Annotated in this window: 14 protein-coding genes; 6 read left to right on the forward strand and 8 right to left on the reverse strand. The window is 71.9% G+C overall.

Going from position 1 to position 14,152, the window contains the following annotated elements; genetic code table 11:
* Nucleotides 1-32: 32 nt before the first annotated feature.
* The gene (locus ACZ7L0_RS24530; RefSeq protein ID WP_471244678.1) at nt 33-1,061 is read right to left on the reverse strand and encodes a P1 family peptidase; all 1,029 of its coding nucleotides are present in this window, start codon (nt 1,059-1,061) and stop codon (nt 33-35) included.
* 83 nt (nt 1,062-1,144) lie between these two features.
* Here ACZ7L0_RS24530 and ACZ7L0_RS24535 point away from each other — a divergent pair, with 83 nt between their 5' ends.
* Complete coding sequence (locus ACZ7L0_RS24535; RefSeq protein ID WP_471244679.1) at nt 1,145-1,321, forward strand: hypothetical protein; 177 nt, start codon at nt 1,145-1,147, stop codon at nt 1,319-1,321.
* A 13-nt stretch (nt 1,322-1,334) separates the two neighbouring features.
* Here the strand turns inward: ACZ7L0_RS24535 and mscL are convergent, their stop codons facing one another.
* The 6 genes from mscL to ACZ7L0_RS24565 form a co-directional block, all read right to left on the reverse strand.
* A complete protein-coding gene (mscL, locus tag ACZ7L0_RS24540; protein ID WP_471244680.1) occupies nt 1,335-1,793 on the reverse strand; it encodes a large conductance mechanosensitive channel protein MscL in 459 nt (152 codons plus the stop codon).
* 120 nt (nt 1,794-1,913) lie between these two features.
* Nucleotides 1,914-2,507 carry a hypothetical protein gene (locus tag ACZ7L0_RS24545; RefSeq protein WP_471244681.1) on the reverse strand — a complete coding sequence of 198 codons (594 nt, stop codon included), beginning with the start codon at nt 2,505-2,507 and terminating at the stop codon, nt 1,914-1,916.
* A 151-nt stretch (nt 2,508-2,658) separates the two neighbouring features.
* A complete protein-coding gene (locus ACZ7L0_RS24550) occupies nt 2,659-3,492 on the reverse strand; it encodes an S-methyl-5'-thioadenosine phosphorylase (RefSeq protein ID WP_471244682.1) in 834 nt (277 codons plus the stop codon).
* 76 nt (nt 3,493-3,568) lie between these two features.
* The gene (locus tag ACZ7L0_RS24555; protein WP_471244683.1) at nt 3,569-3,895 is read right to left on the reverse strand and encodes an FmdB family zinc ribbon protein; all 327 of its coding nucleotides are present in this window, start codon (nt 3,893-3,895) and stop codon (nt 3,569-3,571) included.
* Between the two features lie 67 nt (nt 3,896-3,962).
* Entirely contained in the window at nt 3,963-5,231 is a 1,269-nt protein-coding gene (locus tag ACZ7L0_RS24560) for an MFS transporter (RefSeq protein ID WP_471244684.1), read from the reverse strand.
* A gap of 231 nt (nt 5,232-5,462) precedes the next feature.
* Complete coding sequence (locus tag ACZ7L0_RS24565; RefSeq protein WP_471244856.1) at nt 5,463-7,025, reverse strand: potassium/proton antiporter; 1,563 nt, start codon at nt 7,023-7,025, stop codon at nt 5,463-5,465.
* Nucleotides 7,026-7,233: 208 nt separating this feature from the next.
* Between ACZ7L0_RS24565 and ACZ7L0_RS24570 the strand changes: the two genes are divergently transcribed.
* Nucleotides 7,234-10,053, forward strand: coding sequence for a penicillin acylase family protein (locus tag ACZ7L0_RS24570; RefSeq protein WP_471244685.1), 2,820 nt, complete (start codon nt 7,234-7,236; stop codon nt 10,051-10,053).
* A 63-nt stretch (nt 10,054-10,116) separates the two neighbouring features.
* Here the strand turns inward: ACZ7L0_RS24570 and ACZ7L0_RS24575 are convergent, their stop codons facing one another.
* A complete protein-coding gene (locus ACZ7L0_RS24575; protein WP_471244686.1) occupies nt 10,117-10,701 on the reverse strand; it encodes a 5-formyltetrahydrofolate cyclo-ligase in 585 nt (194 codons plus the stop codon).
* Between the two features lie 133 nt (nt 10,702-10,834).
* Between ACZ7L0_RS24575 and galU the strand changes: the two genes are divergently transcribed.
* From galU to ACZ7L0_RS24595, 4 genes are all read left to right on the forward strand, one after another.
* Nucleotides 10,835-11,746 carry a UTP--glucose-1-phosphate uridylyltransferase GalU gene (gene galU, locus ACZ7L0_RS24580; RefSeq protein WP_471244687.1) on the forward strand — a complete coding sequence of 304 codons (912 nt, stop codon included), beginning with the start codon at nt 10,835-10,837 and terminating at the stop codon, nt 11,744-11,746.
* Nucleotides 11,743-13,065, forward strand: coding sequence for a molybdotransferase-like divisome protein Glp (gene glp, locus ACZ7L0_RS24585; protein ID WP_471244688.1), 1,323 nt, complete (start codon nt 11,743-11,745; stop codon nt 13,063-13,065). The genes galU and glp overlap by 4 nt, the downstream gene beginning before the upstream one ends.
* 62 nt (nt 13,066-13,127) lie before the next feature.
* A complete protein-coding gene (gene moaC, locus ACZ7L0_RS24590; RefSeq protein ID WP_471244689.1) occupies nt 13,128-13,640 on the forward strand; it encodes a cyclic pyranopterin monophosphate synthase MoaC in 513 nt (170 codons plus the stop codon).
* Entirely contained in the window at nt 13,637-14,143 is a 507-nt protein-coding gene (locus tag ACZ7L0_RS24595) for a MogA/MoaB family molybdenum cofactor biosynthesis protein (RefSeq protein ID WP_471244690.1), read from the forward strand. The genes moaC and ACZ7L0_RS24595 overlap by 4 nt, the downstream gene beginning before the upstream one ends.
* Nucleotides 14,144-14,152 lie beyond the last annotated feature (9 nt).

Raw genomic sequence — 14,152 nt, forward strand, 5'->3', positions numbered from 1 at the left:
CAGAACCGGGACAATCGAAGCCCCCCGGTGTGTCAACTCCCCCCGTACAGCTCCTCGTACGACGGCCAGGCCCCGCCCGGTCCGTCCACCGGCTCGGCGGCGCGTACGGCGCGGACGATCGCGCGGGTCACCACGTCCGCGCCGGCCGCGAGCACGTCGTTGAGCGCGAGCGGGTTCTCGGCGGCGAGCGGACGGGCTCCGGTGGCGAGGGCGAACACGGTGTCGCCGTCGTTGAGCAGATGGACCGGCCGGACGGCCCGCGCGATGCCGTCGTGGGCGCATCCGGCCAGCTTCTGCGCCTGCGCCTTCGACAGGTCCGCGTCGGTGGCGACCACCGCGAGCGTGGTGTTGAGCGGCGGCGGGGAGTACCGCGCGGCCGACTCGGCGATGCGCCGGCGGGCGGCCTCGTGGACCGGCGCCCGCGGGTACTCCACCCGCCCCTGGAACAACTCCCCGTACAACACCCCCGTTTCCGGATCCAGCGCCGACCCCGCGGCGTTGACCACCACCAGCGCGGCCACCGTGACCCCCGAGCCGAGCACCGTGCTCGCGGTGCCGACCCCGCCCTTCAGCGCGCCCACCACGGCGCCCGTACCGGCGCCCACGCACCCCTCCCGCACCGGCGACCCGGGCGCGCTCGCCGCGGCGGCCTCGACCGCCGCCCGTCCCGTGGCCGCGTCCGGCCGGGCCCGGAAGTCCCCGCCCCGGCCCAGGTCGAAGACGCAGGCGGCGGGCACCACCGGTACGACCTGCCCGGTATCCGGCCCGACCCGTACCCCGCGCCCGTGCTCCTCCAGCCAGGCCATTACCCCGGACGCCGCGTCGAGCCCGTAGGCGCTGCCACCGGTCAGCACCACGGCGTCGACCTTTTGCACCACATTGCGGGGATCGAGCGCGTCGGTCTCCTTGGTGCCGGGGCCACCGCCTCGCACGTCCGCGGCGGCGACCGCTCCGGTCTCGGGGGCGAGGACGACCGTGGTGCCGGTGAGCCGGCCGTCGCCGACGAGGGTCGCGTGCCCCACCCGCAGTCCCGTGACGTCCGTCAGTGCGTCAACTGTCATGCGGGCCAGTCTGGCCCCCGGGCGCCGGAGACGGTGCGGGCGACGGACGCCGGGCGTTCGGGCGGGGCCGTACCCTGGTGGGTATGAGCAGCGCCCCCACCCCCGAGCCCCGCGAGCCGAAGCCCGCGCTGGTCTTCGACGACCCGCTGGGCCACCAGTCCTCCGACGACACCGACCACGGGTGGGGCGAGCGGACCGAGGGTGACGGCGCCGCCGACCTCAAGCGCTTCCTCGACGAGAAGCCGCCCCACCACCTCTGAGCGCGGCCCGCCGCTACCGCTTGTCGAGGCGCGCGGCGCGCTGGGCGACCAGCTCGTCGCGGATCTCCTTCAGCACCTCCAGCTCGGTCACCTCCATGACCTCCTTCGTGCCCTCCCGCGCCTTCCGGCGGGCTTCTATCCGGGCCAGGTACTTCGACATCGGCAGGACCATCAGGAAGTACACGACCGCGCCGGTGATCACGAAGGTGAGCGTGGCGCCCAGGACGGAGCCCCACATCAGCTGGATGCCGTGGGTGCCCTTGCAGGTCGAGCTCAGACAGGAGCTGTAGTTGTCCAGGTTCTGCGTGCCGACCGCGCCGACCAGCGGGTTGATGATCCCCTTCACCACCGCGTTGACGATGTTGGTGAAGGCGGCGCCGATGACCACCGCGACCGCCAGATCGACGACGTTGCCGCGCATCAGGAAGGCCTTGAAGCCCTGCCAGACGCTCGGTTCCTTCTTCTCGCTCACCTCGGGGCCTCTCGTCGCACGCACAGAATGTGGAGGGAAGCGCTCCGCAACCCACGGCACGACGAGAACCTACGACACGACGAGGTGACCCTGTCCACCCCGGGGGTGTGATCGTGCGGCTCAGCACAGCGTCACCGCCAGCCGGGCCGTCGCGCTCGCGCCGGCGAGGCGCGCCGCGGTGGGACGCGGCACCGCGAGCACGACCAGCGCCCCGCTCTCGGCGGCCCCGTCCAGGGGCCGCGGCACCCTGGTCACCCGCGCCCCGCGCGCGACCACCCGGGCGTCGCCGCCGGCCGCCGGGCCCTCGGCGGCGATGACGTCGACCCGGTCGCCGGGCCGCAGCAGCCGTACCGTGGCCGCGTCGGCGATCCGGACCGGCGCCGTCACCACCTCGACCGCGCCGGGCCGCCGTACCGGTCCCGTCACGGGATGTCCGCGCGCCCGTTCCCCGCGCTGCGGCTCCGTCGCGGCGCGCGGTCCGGCCGCCACGAGCGCCGCCGCGGTCACGGCGAGACCGGCCGCCACCGCCCGCCTGCGCTGCCGCACGAGCCGCTGGAGCCTGTACCGCCCGCCGCGCACCCGCACCGGAGCGAAGTGCGGCACCTCACGGGTGGCGGGGGCGTCGCTGCCCAGGGGGTGAGGGGAGAGAACGGGAGGCGAGGAGGGGAACGGCGGAGAAGAGGGGAACGGCGGAGAAGAGGGGCACACGGACACGAGGACACACCACCTGCGGCGAGGGGACCGGGAACGGCTTGCGATCCCACGATGAGGCCTCGCGCCGAAGCTCGCCGGAGCCGGTGGACGACCGACGGGTTGTGGACAACTCGCTCACCCGAAGGCGCGCTTCCGGAGCGCTGCGGCACCGCTACGGCAGCACGAACCCCGGATCCATCCCGCCCAGCGCGTTCCCGCACAGGCAGTCCCGGGACTCGGTGTCCGGCAGCGCGGCGACCGCGTCGAACAGCACGCCGCGCAGCCGGTCCACGTTGGCGGAGAACACCCGCAGCACCTCCTCGTGGGAGACGCCCTCGCCGGTCTCCGCGCCCGCGTCGAGGTCGGTGACCAGGGCCAGCGTGCTGTAGCAGAGTTCGAGCTCACGGGCGAGCGCGGCCTCGGGGTGGCCGGTCATGCCCACCACGGACCAGCCCTGCGCCTGGTGCCACAGGGACTCGGCACGGGTGGAGAAGCGCGGGCCCTGGACCACGACCAGCGTGCCGCCGTCCACGGGCTCCCAGTCGCGTCCGCGCGCCGCCTTCAGCGCGGCGGCCCGGCCGGTGGGGCAGTAGGGGTCGGCCAGCGAGACGTGCACGACGTTCGGGACGGTGCCGTCGGGCAGCGGCAGCCCGTCGAAGTACGTCTGGTCCCTGGACTTCGTACGGTCCACCAGCTGGTCCGGCACCAGCAGCGTGCCGGGCCCGTACTCGGGGCGCAGCCCGCCGACCGCGCAGGGGCCGAGGATCTGGCGGACGCCGACGGACCGCAGCGCCCAGAGGTTGGCCCGGTAGTTGATGCGATGCGGCGGCAGATGGTGCCCGCGGCCGTGCCGGGGCAGGAAGGCTACCCGCCGGCCCGCGATCTCGCCGAGGAAGAGGGAGTCGCTGGGCGCCCCGTACGGGGTGTCCACCTGTATCTCGGTCACGTCGTCCAGGAACGAGTAGAAGCCGGAGCCGCCGATTACACCGATCTCTGCGTTCGCCATGACCAGCACAGTAGCCGCCCGCGCAAACGCCGAAGACCCCGCCGTCGGGTGACGGCAGGGTCCCGGAGGAGAAAGATCAGGCGGCCGAGCTGCTGGCGGAGCCGGACGACGACTTCGCGTCGGACGACGAAGACGACGACGCGGAAGGCGCGGACGACGAGGAAGACGCGGAGCTCGACGAGGAGGAGCTCGACGACTTCGACGCCGGGCTGCTGCTCGACGAGGAGCCACGGCTGTCGTTGCGGTAGAAGCCGGAGCCCTTGAAGACGATGCCGACCGCGGAGAACACCTTCTTCAGGCGGCCACCGCAGTTGGGGCACTCGGTCAGAGCGTCGTCGGTGAACTTCTGCACCGCCTCGAGGCCCTCGCCGCACTCGGTGCACTGGTACTGGTAGGTCGGCACTGTCTTCCTCCTGGCACTCTCACTCGATGAGTGCTAACGACGATCCATAGTGACGTATTCCGGGGGATCAGTCCACCGTCACCGGCACGCGGTGACCGACGCCACGTGCGACCGTGCGGGTCGCCGGCCGGGCGGCCAGCAGCGACCGCAGCGCCACCAGGGTCGCCAGGGCCAGTACGGTACCGGCCGCCGGCACCAGGAACCCGGCGCCGTCCCAGAGGCGGTCCTCCAGCTGTCCGGCGGCGGTGACGGCCGCCGCCTGGCCGAGCGCGACCGCTCCGGTCAGCCAGGTGAAGGCCTCGGTGCGGGCGCCGGCCGGGACCAGGTCCTCCACCAGGGTGTAGCCGGTGATCAGGGCGGGCGCGATGCACATGCCGACCAGCAGGCCGAGCCCGGCGAGGACGAGCACCGAGTGGGCCGTCCACAGGGCGGAGGCGGTCAGTGCGAGCGCCGCGTATCCGAGGACCAGGCGCCGCTGCGGGGCGGCCTTCCAGGCGATCGCGCCGCAGGCGATGCCGGAGAGCATGTTGCCGGCGGCGAAGGTGCCGTACAGGACGCCGTTCAGGCCGGGCTCGCCGATCGACTCGGTGAACGCGGCGAGACCGACCTGCATGCCGCCGAAGACGGACCCGATGCCCAGGAAGGTCACGATCAGCACGCGCACCCCGGGGACGCGCAGCGCGGAGGCGTGCTCCACGCGCGCGTGCCCGGCGTCGGCGCCCGCGGGGGGCTGGGTGCCGCGCTGCGCGGCGAACAGCAGCCCGCCGACCAGCGTCAGCGCCGCTTCGGTGACCAGGCCCGCGGCCGGGTCCACGGCGGTGCACAGGGCGGTCGCCAGCAGCGGGCCGACGACGAAGGTCAGCTCGTCGGTGACGGACTCGAAGGCCGCCGCGGTGGTCATCAGGGGGGAGTCCTGGAGCTTCACGCCCCAGCGGGCGCGCACCATCGGGCCGACCTGCGGCACCGAGGCACCGGTCGGCACGGCCGCCGCGAACAGCGCCCACAGGGGGGCGTGGGTCAGCGCGAGCGCCGTCAGGGCGAGGCCGGACAGTCCGTGCACGAGGACGCCGGGGACCAGTACCGCCCGCTGTCCGTAGCGGTCGGCGAGGCGGCCGCTGTAGGGCGCGAACAGCGCCATGGAGACACCGGTGGCCGCCGCGGCGGCACCCGCCGCGCCGTACGAGCCGGTGGTGTGCTCCACGAGCAGCACGATGGAGATGGTGAGCATCGCGAACGGCTGGCGTGCCGCGAAGCCGGGGAGCAGAAACGTCCAGGCGCCGCGAGTGCGCAGCAGCTGCCCGTACCCGGGGCGCTCGGAGGTGACCGTGGATGCCACGGCCCGTGCCTTTCTGCCGCCTGGTAGCGCGCCCGTGCGGGGGGCGCCGAGAGCTGTCCTCTTGCGCGGAACTGCGGTAGATACCGGCGCCCACCGCGGGGTGTCCCGGCCGCCATACGGTCGCGCCAGCTCTGCGTCAGGCAGAGTTGGTTCGATCAGGGTTACCTATGACCTTCATCATACAGGGATCAAGGCCGGATACGGCTGTGAAGAAGAGCACCATGGCCGCGTTCACCTGGGATTCGTGCCGTTCATCCCGAGCCATCCGGCCAGCTTGCCGCCCCTGGCGACCGCGCGCAGCCGCCGTTCCGCCGCGTCCCGGACCGGGTCGGTGGCGACCACGAGCAGTTCGTCCCCGTGCCGGAGCACCGTGCTCGGCAGCGGAACGAACGATTTTCCTTCGCGGACGACGAGGGTGACGGCGGCCCCGGCCGGCAGCCGCAGCTCGTTCACCTCGACGCCGTGCATCCGCGAGCCCTCGGGGACCGACACCGACAGCAGGTGACCGCGCAGCCGCTCCAGGGGCGCCGACTCGATGCCGAGGTCGGCGGCCTCCGTGTCCTCGCCCAGCCGCAGTGCCCTGGCCAGCCAGGGCAGCGTCGGGCCCTGGACCAGGGTGTAGACGACGACCAGCACGAAGACGATGTTGAAGATGCGGCGGCTGGCGTCGACGCCGTTCACCATGGGGATCGTCGCCAGGATGATGGGCACCGCGCCGCGCAGCCCGGCCCAGGACATCAGGGCCTGCTCCTGCCACGGCACCCGGAACGGCGCCAGGCTGAGCACCACGCTCAGCGGACGCGCCACCATGGTCAGCACCAGGCCGATGACCAGGGCGGGCCAGACGTCGTCGCCCAGCTCGTGCGGGGTGACCAGCAGACCGAGCAGGACGAACATGCCGATCTGGGCGATCCAGCCGAGCCCCTCGGCGAAGCCGCGGGTGGCGGGCCAGTGCGGCAGCCTGGCGTTGCCCAGCGTCATGGAGGCGAGGTAGACGGCCAGGAAGCCGCTGCCGTGGGCCAGGGCGCCGGCCGCGTAGGCGGTGACCGCGATGGCCATGACGGCGATCGGGTAGAGGCCGGAGGCGGGCAGCGCCACGTGCCTGAGGCCCCAGGCGCCGAGCCAGCCCACCGCGATGCCGATGGCCGCGCCGATGGCCAGCTCCAGCGCTATCTCGCCCAGCAGCACGTACCAGTGCTCGACCGGGCCGGCCGCGGAGAAGGCGACGACCAGGATGACCACCGGGGCGTCGTTGAATCCGGACTCCGCCTCCAGCGTGCCCGTCACGCGCGCGGGGAGGGGGATCTTGCGCAGTACCGAGAACACCGCCGCCGCGTCCGTCGAGGACACCACCGCCCCGATGATCAGCGCCTGCCGCCACTCCAGCCCGATCAGGTAGTGCGCGCCCGCCGCCGTGACCCCGACGCTCACCGCGACCCCGGCCAGCGCCAGGGTGGAGGCGGACGTCAGGACCGGTCTGATCTCCTTCCACTTCGTGCCCAGACCGCCCTCGGCCAGGATCACGACCAGGGCCGCGTATCCGATGACCTGGGTGAGCTCGGCGTTGTTGAAGTGGATGCCGCCGATGCCGTCCTGGCCCATGAGGACGCCGATCCCCAGGTAGACGAGCAGGCTGGGGAGCCCGCTGCGCGAGGAGATCCGGACCGCCGCGACCGCGACGAGCAGGACGAGGGAGCAGACGAGCAGGAGCTGGTTGAGGTGGTGGACAGTCAGCGGCGGTGCCTCCCCTGGGTCTCCGGCGGGCGGTTCCCGTCGGGCGGGTTCCCGGCAGATTTCGGTCGATGTTTTCCGGTCAACTTCTCCCGGTTACTTCGTTACCTTACCTAACTCTTGACGATTTCTTGACGCTTCACAGGGCAAGATCGAACGTCCGTCCGTGCCTGGACCCGACTCCGCGTCAAGTGCCATCGGGCCCTGCGCCTATGGTTGCTCCAGCACTCCAGTACCGCCTGCCGCTCGCGTTAGGACAGCAAGGACAGCGATGCCCCCCAACACCACCGCCTCAACGGGTGACAAGCCCGGCAAGTCCGGCAGGAAGAAGGGGCGCAAAGCCCGTCTGATCGTGCTCGTGCTGGTGCTGGCCGTCATTGGAGGCATCGCCTTCGGGGCCTACTGGTCCATCAGCACCGTCCGCGCCTCCTTCCCGCAGACCAAGGGTTCCATCACGCTCGACGGGCTGTCCGGGCCCGTGGACGTGAAGCGGGACGGCTACGGCATCCCGCAGATCTACGCCTCGTCCGACGAGGACCTGTTCATGGCGCAGGGCTTCGTCCAGGCGCAGGACCGGTTCTACGAGATGGACGTGCGCCGCCACATGACCTCCGGGCGCCTGTCGGAGATGTTCGGCAAGGGCCAGGTCAAGAACGACGAGTTCCTGCGCACCCTGGGCTGGGACCGCGTGGCCCGGCAGGAGTACGACACCAAGCTGTCGCCCGCCACGAAGAAGTACCTCCAGGCGTACGCCAAGGGGGTCAACGCCTACCTCCAGGGCAAGGACGGCGAGGACCTCTCACTGGAGTACGCGGCCCTGGGCTTCACCAACGACTACAAGCCGGAGAAGTGGACCCCGGTCGACTCGGTCTCCTGGCTGAAGGCGATGGCCTGGGACCTGCGCGGCAACATGCAGGACGAGATCGACCGCGCCCTGATGACCAGCCGCCTCGGCCCCCAGCAGATCGCCGACCTGTACCCGGACTACCCGTACGGCCGCAACAAGGCGATCGTCCAGGAGGGCCAGTACAACGAGCTCACCAAGACGTTCGAGCAGAGTGGCGACACGAACGGCACGAGCGGGGCGAACGGCGCAAGCGGCACGACCGGCGCAACCGGTACAAGCGGCACGCAGGGCGCCGCGGGCACGGCCGGAAGCACCGGAACCGCCGGCTCGTCCGCGAACGGTTCAGGCCTCACGAGCCAGCTGGAGGGCCTCTACAAGGTCCTGGACGACCTCCCGACGGCCGTCGGTGTGAACGGGCAGGGCATCGGCTCCAACTCCTGGGTGGTCGCCGGGAAGTACACCATCACCGGCAAGCCCCTGCTGGCCAACGACCCGCACCTGTCGGCCTCGCTGCCCTCCGTCTGGTACCAGATGGGCCTGCACTGCCGGAGCGTCTCCGCCAAGTGCCAGTACGACGTGACCGGCTACACCTTCGCGGGCATGCCCGGCGTCATAATCGGCCACAACGCGAACATCGCGTGGGGCATGACCAACTCCGGGGTCGACGTCACCGACCTCTACCTGGAGAAGCTCAGCGGCGACGGCTACCTGTACGACGGCAAGGTCCGGCCCTTCAAGACCCGCGAGGAGACCATCGAGGTCGCCGGCGGCGAGGCCAAGAAGATCGTCGTCCGGCAGACCAACGACGGCATGCCCCTGCTGTCCGACCGCGACGACGAACTCGTCAAGGTCGGCAAGAAGGCCGGCGTCGACGCCTCGGCACCCGACCGCGGCGACGGCTACGCCATCGCCCTGAAGTGGACCGCCCTCCAGCCGGGCACCTCCATGGACGCCGTCTTCGCCATGGACAAGGCGGCCGACTGGAACGGCTTCCGCGCGGCGGCGGCGCTGTTCGACGTGCCCTCGCAGAACCTCGTCTACGCCGACAAGAAGCACATCGGCTACACGCTGCCCGGCAAGATCCCCACGCGCGCGGACGGCGACGACGGCTCCGTCCCGGTGCCGGGCTGGGAGTCCAAGTACAAGTGGACCGGTTACATCAAGCAGGACGAGCTGCCCTACGAGTACGACCCCGAGCGCGGCTACATCGTCACCGCCAACCAGTCCGTCGTCGACAAGGACAAGTACCCCTACACGCTCACCGCGGACTGGGGCTACGGCACCCGCAGCCAGCGGATCAGCGACCTGATCGAGTCGAAGATCAAGGGCGGCGGCAAGGTCTCGACCGACGACATGCGCCAGATGCAGCTGGACAACAGCAGTGAGATCGCCAAGCTGCTGGTGCCCAAGCTGCTGAAGATCAACCTGGACGACGACGACGTCCGCCAGGCGCAGAAGCTCCTGGAGGGCTGGGACTACACCCAGGACGCCGACTCCGCCGCGGCCGCCTACTTCAACGCGGTCTGGCGCAACATCCTCAAGCTCGCCTTCGGCAACAAGCTGCCCAAGGAACTGCGGGTCAAGGGCCAGTGCCTGTACGTCGACAAGATCGACAGCACCGGTCCCGTGGACGACGACACCAAGGTGCGCGAGTGCGGCGAACGCGATGCCGACCAGGCGCAGCCGGACGGCGGCGACCGCTGGTTCGAGGTGGTCCGCACCCTGATGGACAAGCCGAACAGCGACTGGTGGAAGACGCCCAAGTCGGGCAACCGCAAGGGCGCGGACAACCGGGACGAGCTGTTCCGGCGGGCCATGATCGACGCCCGCTGGGAGCTGACCGCCAAGCTCGGCAAGGACATCGACACCTGGAGCTGGGGCCGGCTGCACCGCCTGTTCCTGAAGAACCAGACCCTGGGCACCGACGGGCCCGCGTTCCTCAAGTACGTCCTCAACCGCGGCCCCTGGAAGCTCAGCGGCGGCGAGGCCACGGTCAACGCGAGCGGCTGGAACGCGGCCGGCGGCTACGGCGTGGTCTGGGTGCCGTCGATGCGGATGGTGGTCAACCTCGGCGACCTCGACAAGTCGAAGTGGATCAACCTCAGCGGCGCCTCCGGACACGCCTACAGCGCCCACTACACCGACCAGACCGGCAAGTGGGCCAAGGGCGAGCTGCTGCCGTGGTCCTTCTCGGACAAGGCGGTCGACGACAGCACCAGCGACACCCTCGTGCTGAAACCGTGACGCCCTGACACGTCACCACAACGGCCCTCCACGCGCGCGTGGAGGGCCGTTCCCGTCCGGTCCTCAGGCGGCGCCCCGGAAGCGCCGCACCCCCGACGGCGTCACCACCGCGTGCACCGGCCGGTCGTGCGGCTCCTCGGGGACCCGCTCGACGACCTCCGAGTCGTACAGCAGCACCACCAGCGCGGGGTCCGCGCCCGCGCGCTCCAGACGTGCCAGCACCCGGTCGTAGGACCCTCCGCCGCGCCCCAGCCGCATCCCGCGCGCGTCCACCGCGAGCCCGGGCAGCAGGACGGCGTCGGCGGCCGTCACGGCGTCCGGGCCGAGGCGCTCGCCGGAGGGTTCCAAGAGGGCCATCCGGCCGCCATGTTGAACACGGACGAGGGAGTCCGCCCCGGCGTACACGCCCCAGTCCAGGTCGTTGTCCGGCATGAGCGCCGGGAGCAGGACGCGCACGCCCCGCGCGCGCAGCGCGTCGAGCAGCGCGAGCGTGCCGGGCTCGCTCCCCACGGAGACGTACGCCGCCACCGTGCCCGCGCGCACCAGCTCGGGCAGCTCCAGGGCGCGTCCGGCCAGCGCGGTGCCCGCTTCCCGCACGCCATCCGGCGTCAACCTGTTCCTCACCGCGAGGAACTCCCGGCGCAACATTCGCTTGCCAGGCTCGGCCTCACGGCCCACGTGTTCCACAGGTCGTACCCGCGCCTTTCTCAATGTGCTCATATGAGAGACAAACAGCCGGAGCCACAGTTTTTCCACAAAGGCACCGGATAAGGTTGCGGACATGACTCAGTCGCACCCCAGGATCAGCAAGGCTGTCATCCCGGCAGCAGGTCTCGGTACCCGGTTCCTGCCGGCCACGAAGGCCACTCCCAAGGAGATGCTGCCGGTCGTGGACAAGCCCGCGATCCAGTACGTGGTCGAGGAGGCCGTGTCGGCGGGGCTCGACGACGTCCTCATGGTCACCGGGCGCAACAAGCGCCCGCTGGAGGACCACTTCGACCGCAACTACGAGCTCGAATCGGCGCTGCAGAAGAAGGGGGACGCCGGCCGGCTCGCCAAGGTCCAGGAGTCCAGCGACCTCGCCACCATGCACTACGTCCGCCAGGGCGACCCCCGGGGCCTCGGCCACGCCGTCCTGTGCGCCGCCCCGCACGTCGGACAGGAGCCCTTCGCCGTCCTGCTCGGTGACGACCTGATCGACCCGCGCGACCCGCTCCTGAAGCGCATGATCGAGGTTCAGGAGCAGCACGGCGGCAGCGTGATCGCGCTCATGGAGGTCGCCCCCGAGCAGATCCACCTCTACGGCTGCGCGGCCGTCGAGCCCACCGACGACGGCGACGTCGTGAAGGTGGCCGGACTGGTGGAGAAGCCGGACCCGGCGGACGCCCCGTCGAGCTACGCGGTCATCGGCCGGTACGTCCTCGACCCGCACGTCTTCGACATACTGCGCAAGACCGAGCCCGGCCGCGGCGGCGAGATCCAGCTGACCGACGCGCTCCAGCAGCTCGCCGAGGACGAGAAGGTCGGCGGCCCGGTGCACGGCGTGGTCTTCAAGGGCCGCCGCTACGACACCGGCGACCGCGGCGACTATCTGCGTGCCATTGTCAGACTCGCGTGCGAACGTGAAGACCTGGGCCCGGACTTCCGGACCTGGCTTCGCAGTTACGTAGCCGAGGAGATGCAGCAGAGTTGAGCAGCGCCGCGACCCGCCCCGCCGCCTCCGACCGCCTGTGGTCGGTGGACGAGCACCTGGAGGACGTCCTCGCCACCGTCCGCCCCCTCGAACCCATCGAGCTGCAACTGCTCGACGCCCAGGGCTGCGTCCTGGTCGAGGACGTCATGGTGCCGGTCTCGCTGCCCCCGTTCGACAACAGCTCCATGGACGGGTACGCGGTGCGGGTCGCGGACGTGGCGGGCGCGGGCGAGGAGTTCCCGGCCGTGCTGGACGTCGTGGGGGACGTCGCGGCGGGCGCGGCCGAGCTGACCCCGGTGGGACCGGGGCAGGCCGCCCGCATCATGACCGGCGCGCCGCTGCCGCCCGGCGCCGAGACCGTCATCCCCGTGGAGTGGACCGACGGCGGGCTCGGCGAGGGCCCGGTCGGCGGGATGCGCGCCCGCAGCCTGGCCCCCGAGGGCGCCACCGGGCAGGTGCGCGTGTACCGCCCGGCCGAGGCACGCGCGCATGTGCGCGCGACGGGCAGCGACGTGCAGGCCGGGGACCGCGCCCTGGAGGCCGGCACCGTCCTCGGCCCGCCGCAGATCGCGCTGCTCGCCGCGATCGGCCGCGGCACGGTCCGGGTGCGCCCGCGCCCGCGCGTGGTCGTCCTGTCCACCGGCAGCGAACTCGCCCAGCCCGGCGGGCCGCTGGGCAGCGGCCAGATCTACGACTCCAACAGCTTCGCCCTCACCGCGGCGGCCCGGGACGCGGGCGCCATCGCCTACCGGGTGGGCGCCGTCGTCGACGACGCCGAGACCCTCCGCTCCACCATCGAGGACCAGCTCATCCGCGCCGACATGCTGGTCACCACGGGCGGTGTGAGCGTCGGCGCGTACGACGTGGTCAAGGAGGCGCTGGCGCACGTCGGCGACGAGGACGAGCCGGGCGGCGGCGTGGACTTCCGCAGGCTCGCCATGCAGCCGGGCAAGCCCCAGGGCTTCGGCTCCATCGGCCCCGACCACACGCCCCTGCTGGCCCTGCCCGGCAACCCGGTGTCGTCGTACGTCTCCTTCGAGCTGTTCGTCCGCCCCGCCATCCGCACCCTCATGGGGCTGGAGGACGTCCACCGGCCCACGACCAGGGCGACCCTGAGGACGGACACGGCGCTCAGCTCGCCCAAGGGGCGCCGGCAGTTCCTGCGCGGGGCGTACGCCGACGGCGAGGTGTCGCCCGTGGGCGGCTCCGGCTCGCACCTGATCGCGGCGCTGGCGCAGGCCGACGCGCTGATCGTCGTCCCCGAGGACATGGAGACCGTCGAGCCCGGCACCGAGGTCGAGGTGGTCCTGCTCGGCTGAGCGCCACCGGTTGGCGGTACCGTGTCGCCACAACAGGCCCGGACCGGGGAGCGCCGCACAGCATGACCGTACCTTCCCGGGGGGAGACCCCCGGACCCCCTGCGCAGGACCGACTGACGCACATCGACGACGCGGGCGCGGCCCGCATGGTCGACGTGTCCGACAAGGACGTGACCGCCCGCACCGCCCGCGCCAGCGGTCGCGTCCTCGTCTCCCCCCGCGTGGTGGAGCTGCTGCGCGGCGAGGGGGTGCCCAAGGGCGACGCCCTCGCCACCGCGCGCATCGCGGGAATCATGGGGGCCAAGCGCACCCCGGACCTGATCCCGCTGTGTCACCCGTTGTCGGTGTCGGGTGTGAAACTGGACTTGTCGGTCGCGGACGACGCCGTCGAGATCCGGGCCACCGTGAAGACCACGGACCGTACGGGCGTCGAGATGGAGGCCCTCACCGCGGTCTCGGTCGCGGCGCTCACCGTGATCGACATGGTCAAGGCGGTCGACAAGGGAGCGGTCATCACGGACGTACGGGTGGAGGAGAAGACGGGCGGCAAGTCGGGCGACTGGAGCCGGGCATGACATACCGGGCTCTCGTGGTCACCGCCTCCAACAGGGCCGCGGCCGGGGTGTACGAGGACAGGGGCGGCCCGCTGGTCGCCGACGGCCTGGCGCGCTTCGGGTTCGCCGTGGACGGGCCGCAGGTCGTCCCGGACGGGGACCCGGTGGAGGCGGCCCTGCGTGCCGCCGTCGAGGCCGGGTACGAGGTGGTCGTGACCACCGGCGGGACCGGCATCTCGCCCACCGACCGCACACCCGAGGCGACCCGCCGGGTGATCGACCACGAGGTGCCGGGCATCGCGGAGGCCATCCGGGCGTTCGGCCGGGAGAAGGTGCCGACCGCGGCGCTCTCGCGGGGCCTCGCGGGAGTGGCGGGCGGCACGCTGATCGTCAACCTGCCGGGCTCCACGGGCGGGGTGAAGGACGGACTGGCCGTCCTGGAACCCCTCCTGGTGCACGCCGTCGACCAGATCCGCGGCGGTGACCACCCCAGACCCGGCGCCGGCAGTGGGGGTGCGAGCTGAACGGCCCGT

The organism is Streptomyces sp. NPDC039424 (assembly GCF_055639495.1).

What these genes read in the sequence shown, in the direction of transcription:
- ACZ7L0_RS24550 (WP_471244682.1), bottom strand. Translation starts at nt 3,492, where the DNA reads ATGGCGAACGCAGAGATCGGTGTAATCGGCGGCTCCGGCTTCTACTCG.
- galU (WP_471244687.1), top strand. Translation starts at nt 10,835, where the DNA reads ATGACTCAGTCGCACCCCAGGATCAGCAAGGCTGTCATCCCGGCAGCA.
- moaC (WP_471244689.1), top strand. Translation starts at nt 13,128, where the DNA reads ATGACCGTACCTTCCCGGGGGGAGACCCCCGGACCCCCTGCGCAGGAC.
- ACZ7L0_RS24535 (WP_471244679.1), top strand. Translation starts at nt 1,145, where the DNA reads ATGAGCAGCGCCCCCACCCCCGAGCCCCGCGAGCCGAAGCCCGCGCTG.
- ACZ7L0_RS24575 (WP_471244686.1), bottom strand. Translation starts at nt 10,701, where the DNA reads ATGTTGCGCCGGGAGTTCCTCGCGGTGAGGAACAGGTTGACGCCGGAT.
- ACZ7L0_RS24570 (WP_471244685.1), top strand. Translation starts at nt 7,234, where the DNA reads ATGCCCCCCAACACCACCGCCTCAACGGGTGACAAGCCCGGCAAGTCC.
- ACZ7L0_RS24595 (WP_471244690.1), top strand. Translation starts at nt 13,637, where the DNA reads ATGACATACCGGGCTCTCGTGGTCACCGCCTCCAACAGGGCCGCGGCC.
- ACZ7L0_RS24530 (WP_471244678.1), bottom strand. Translation starts at nt 1,061, where the DNA reads ATGACAGTTGACGCACTGACGGACGTCACGGGACTGCGGGTGGGGCAC.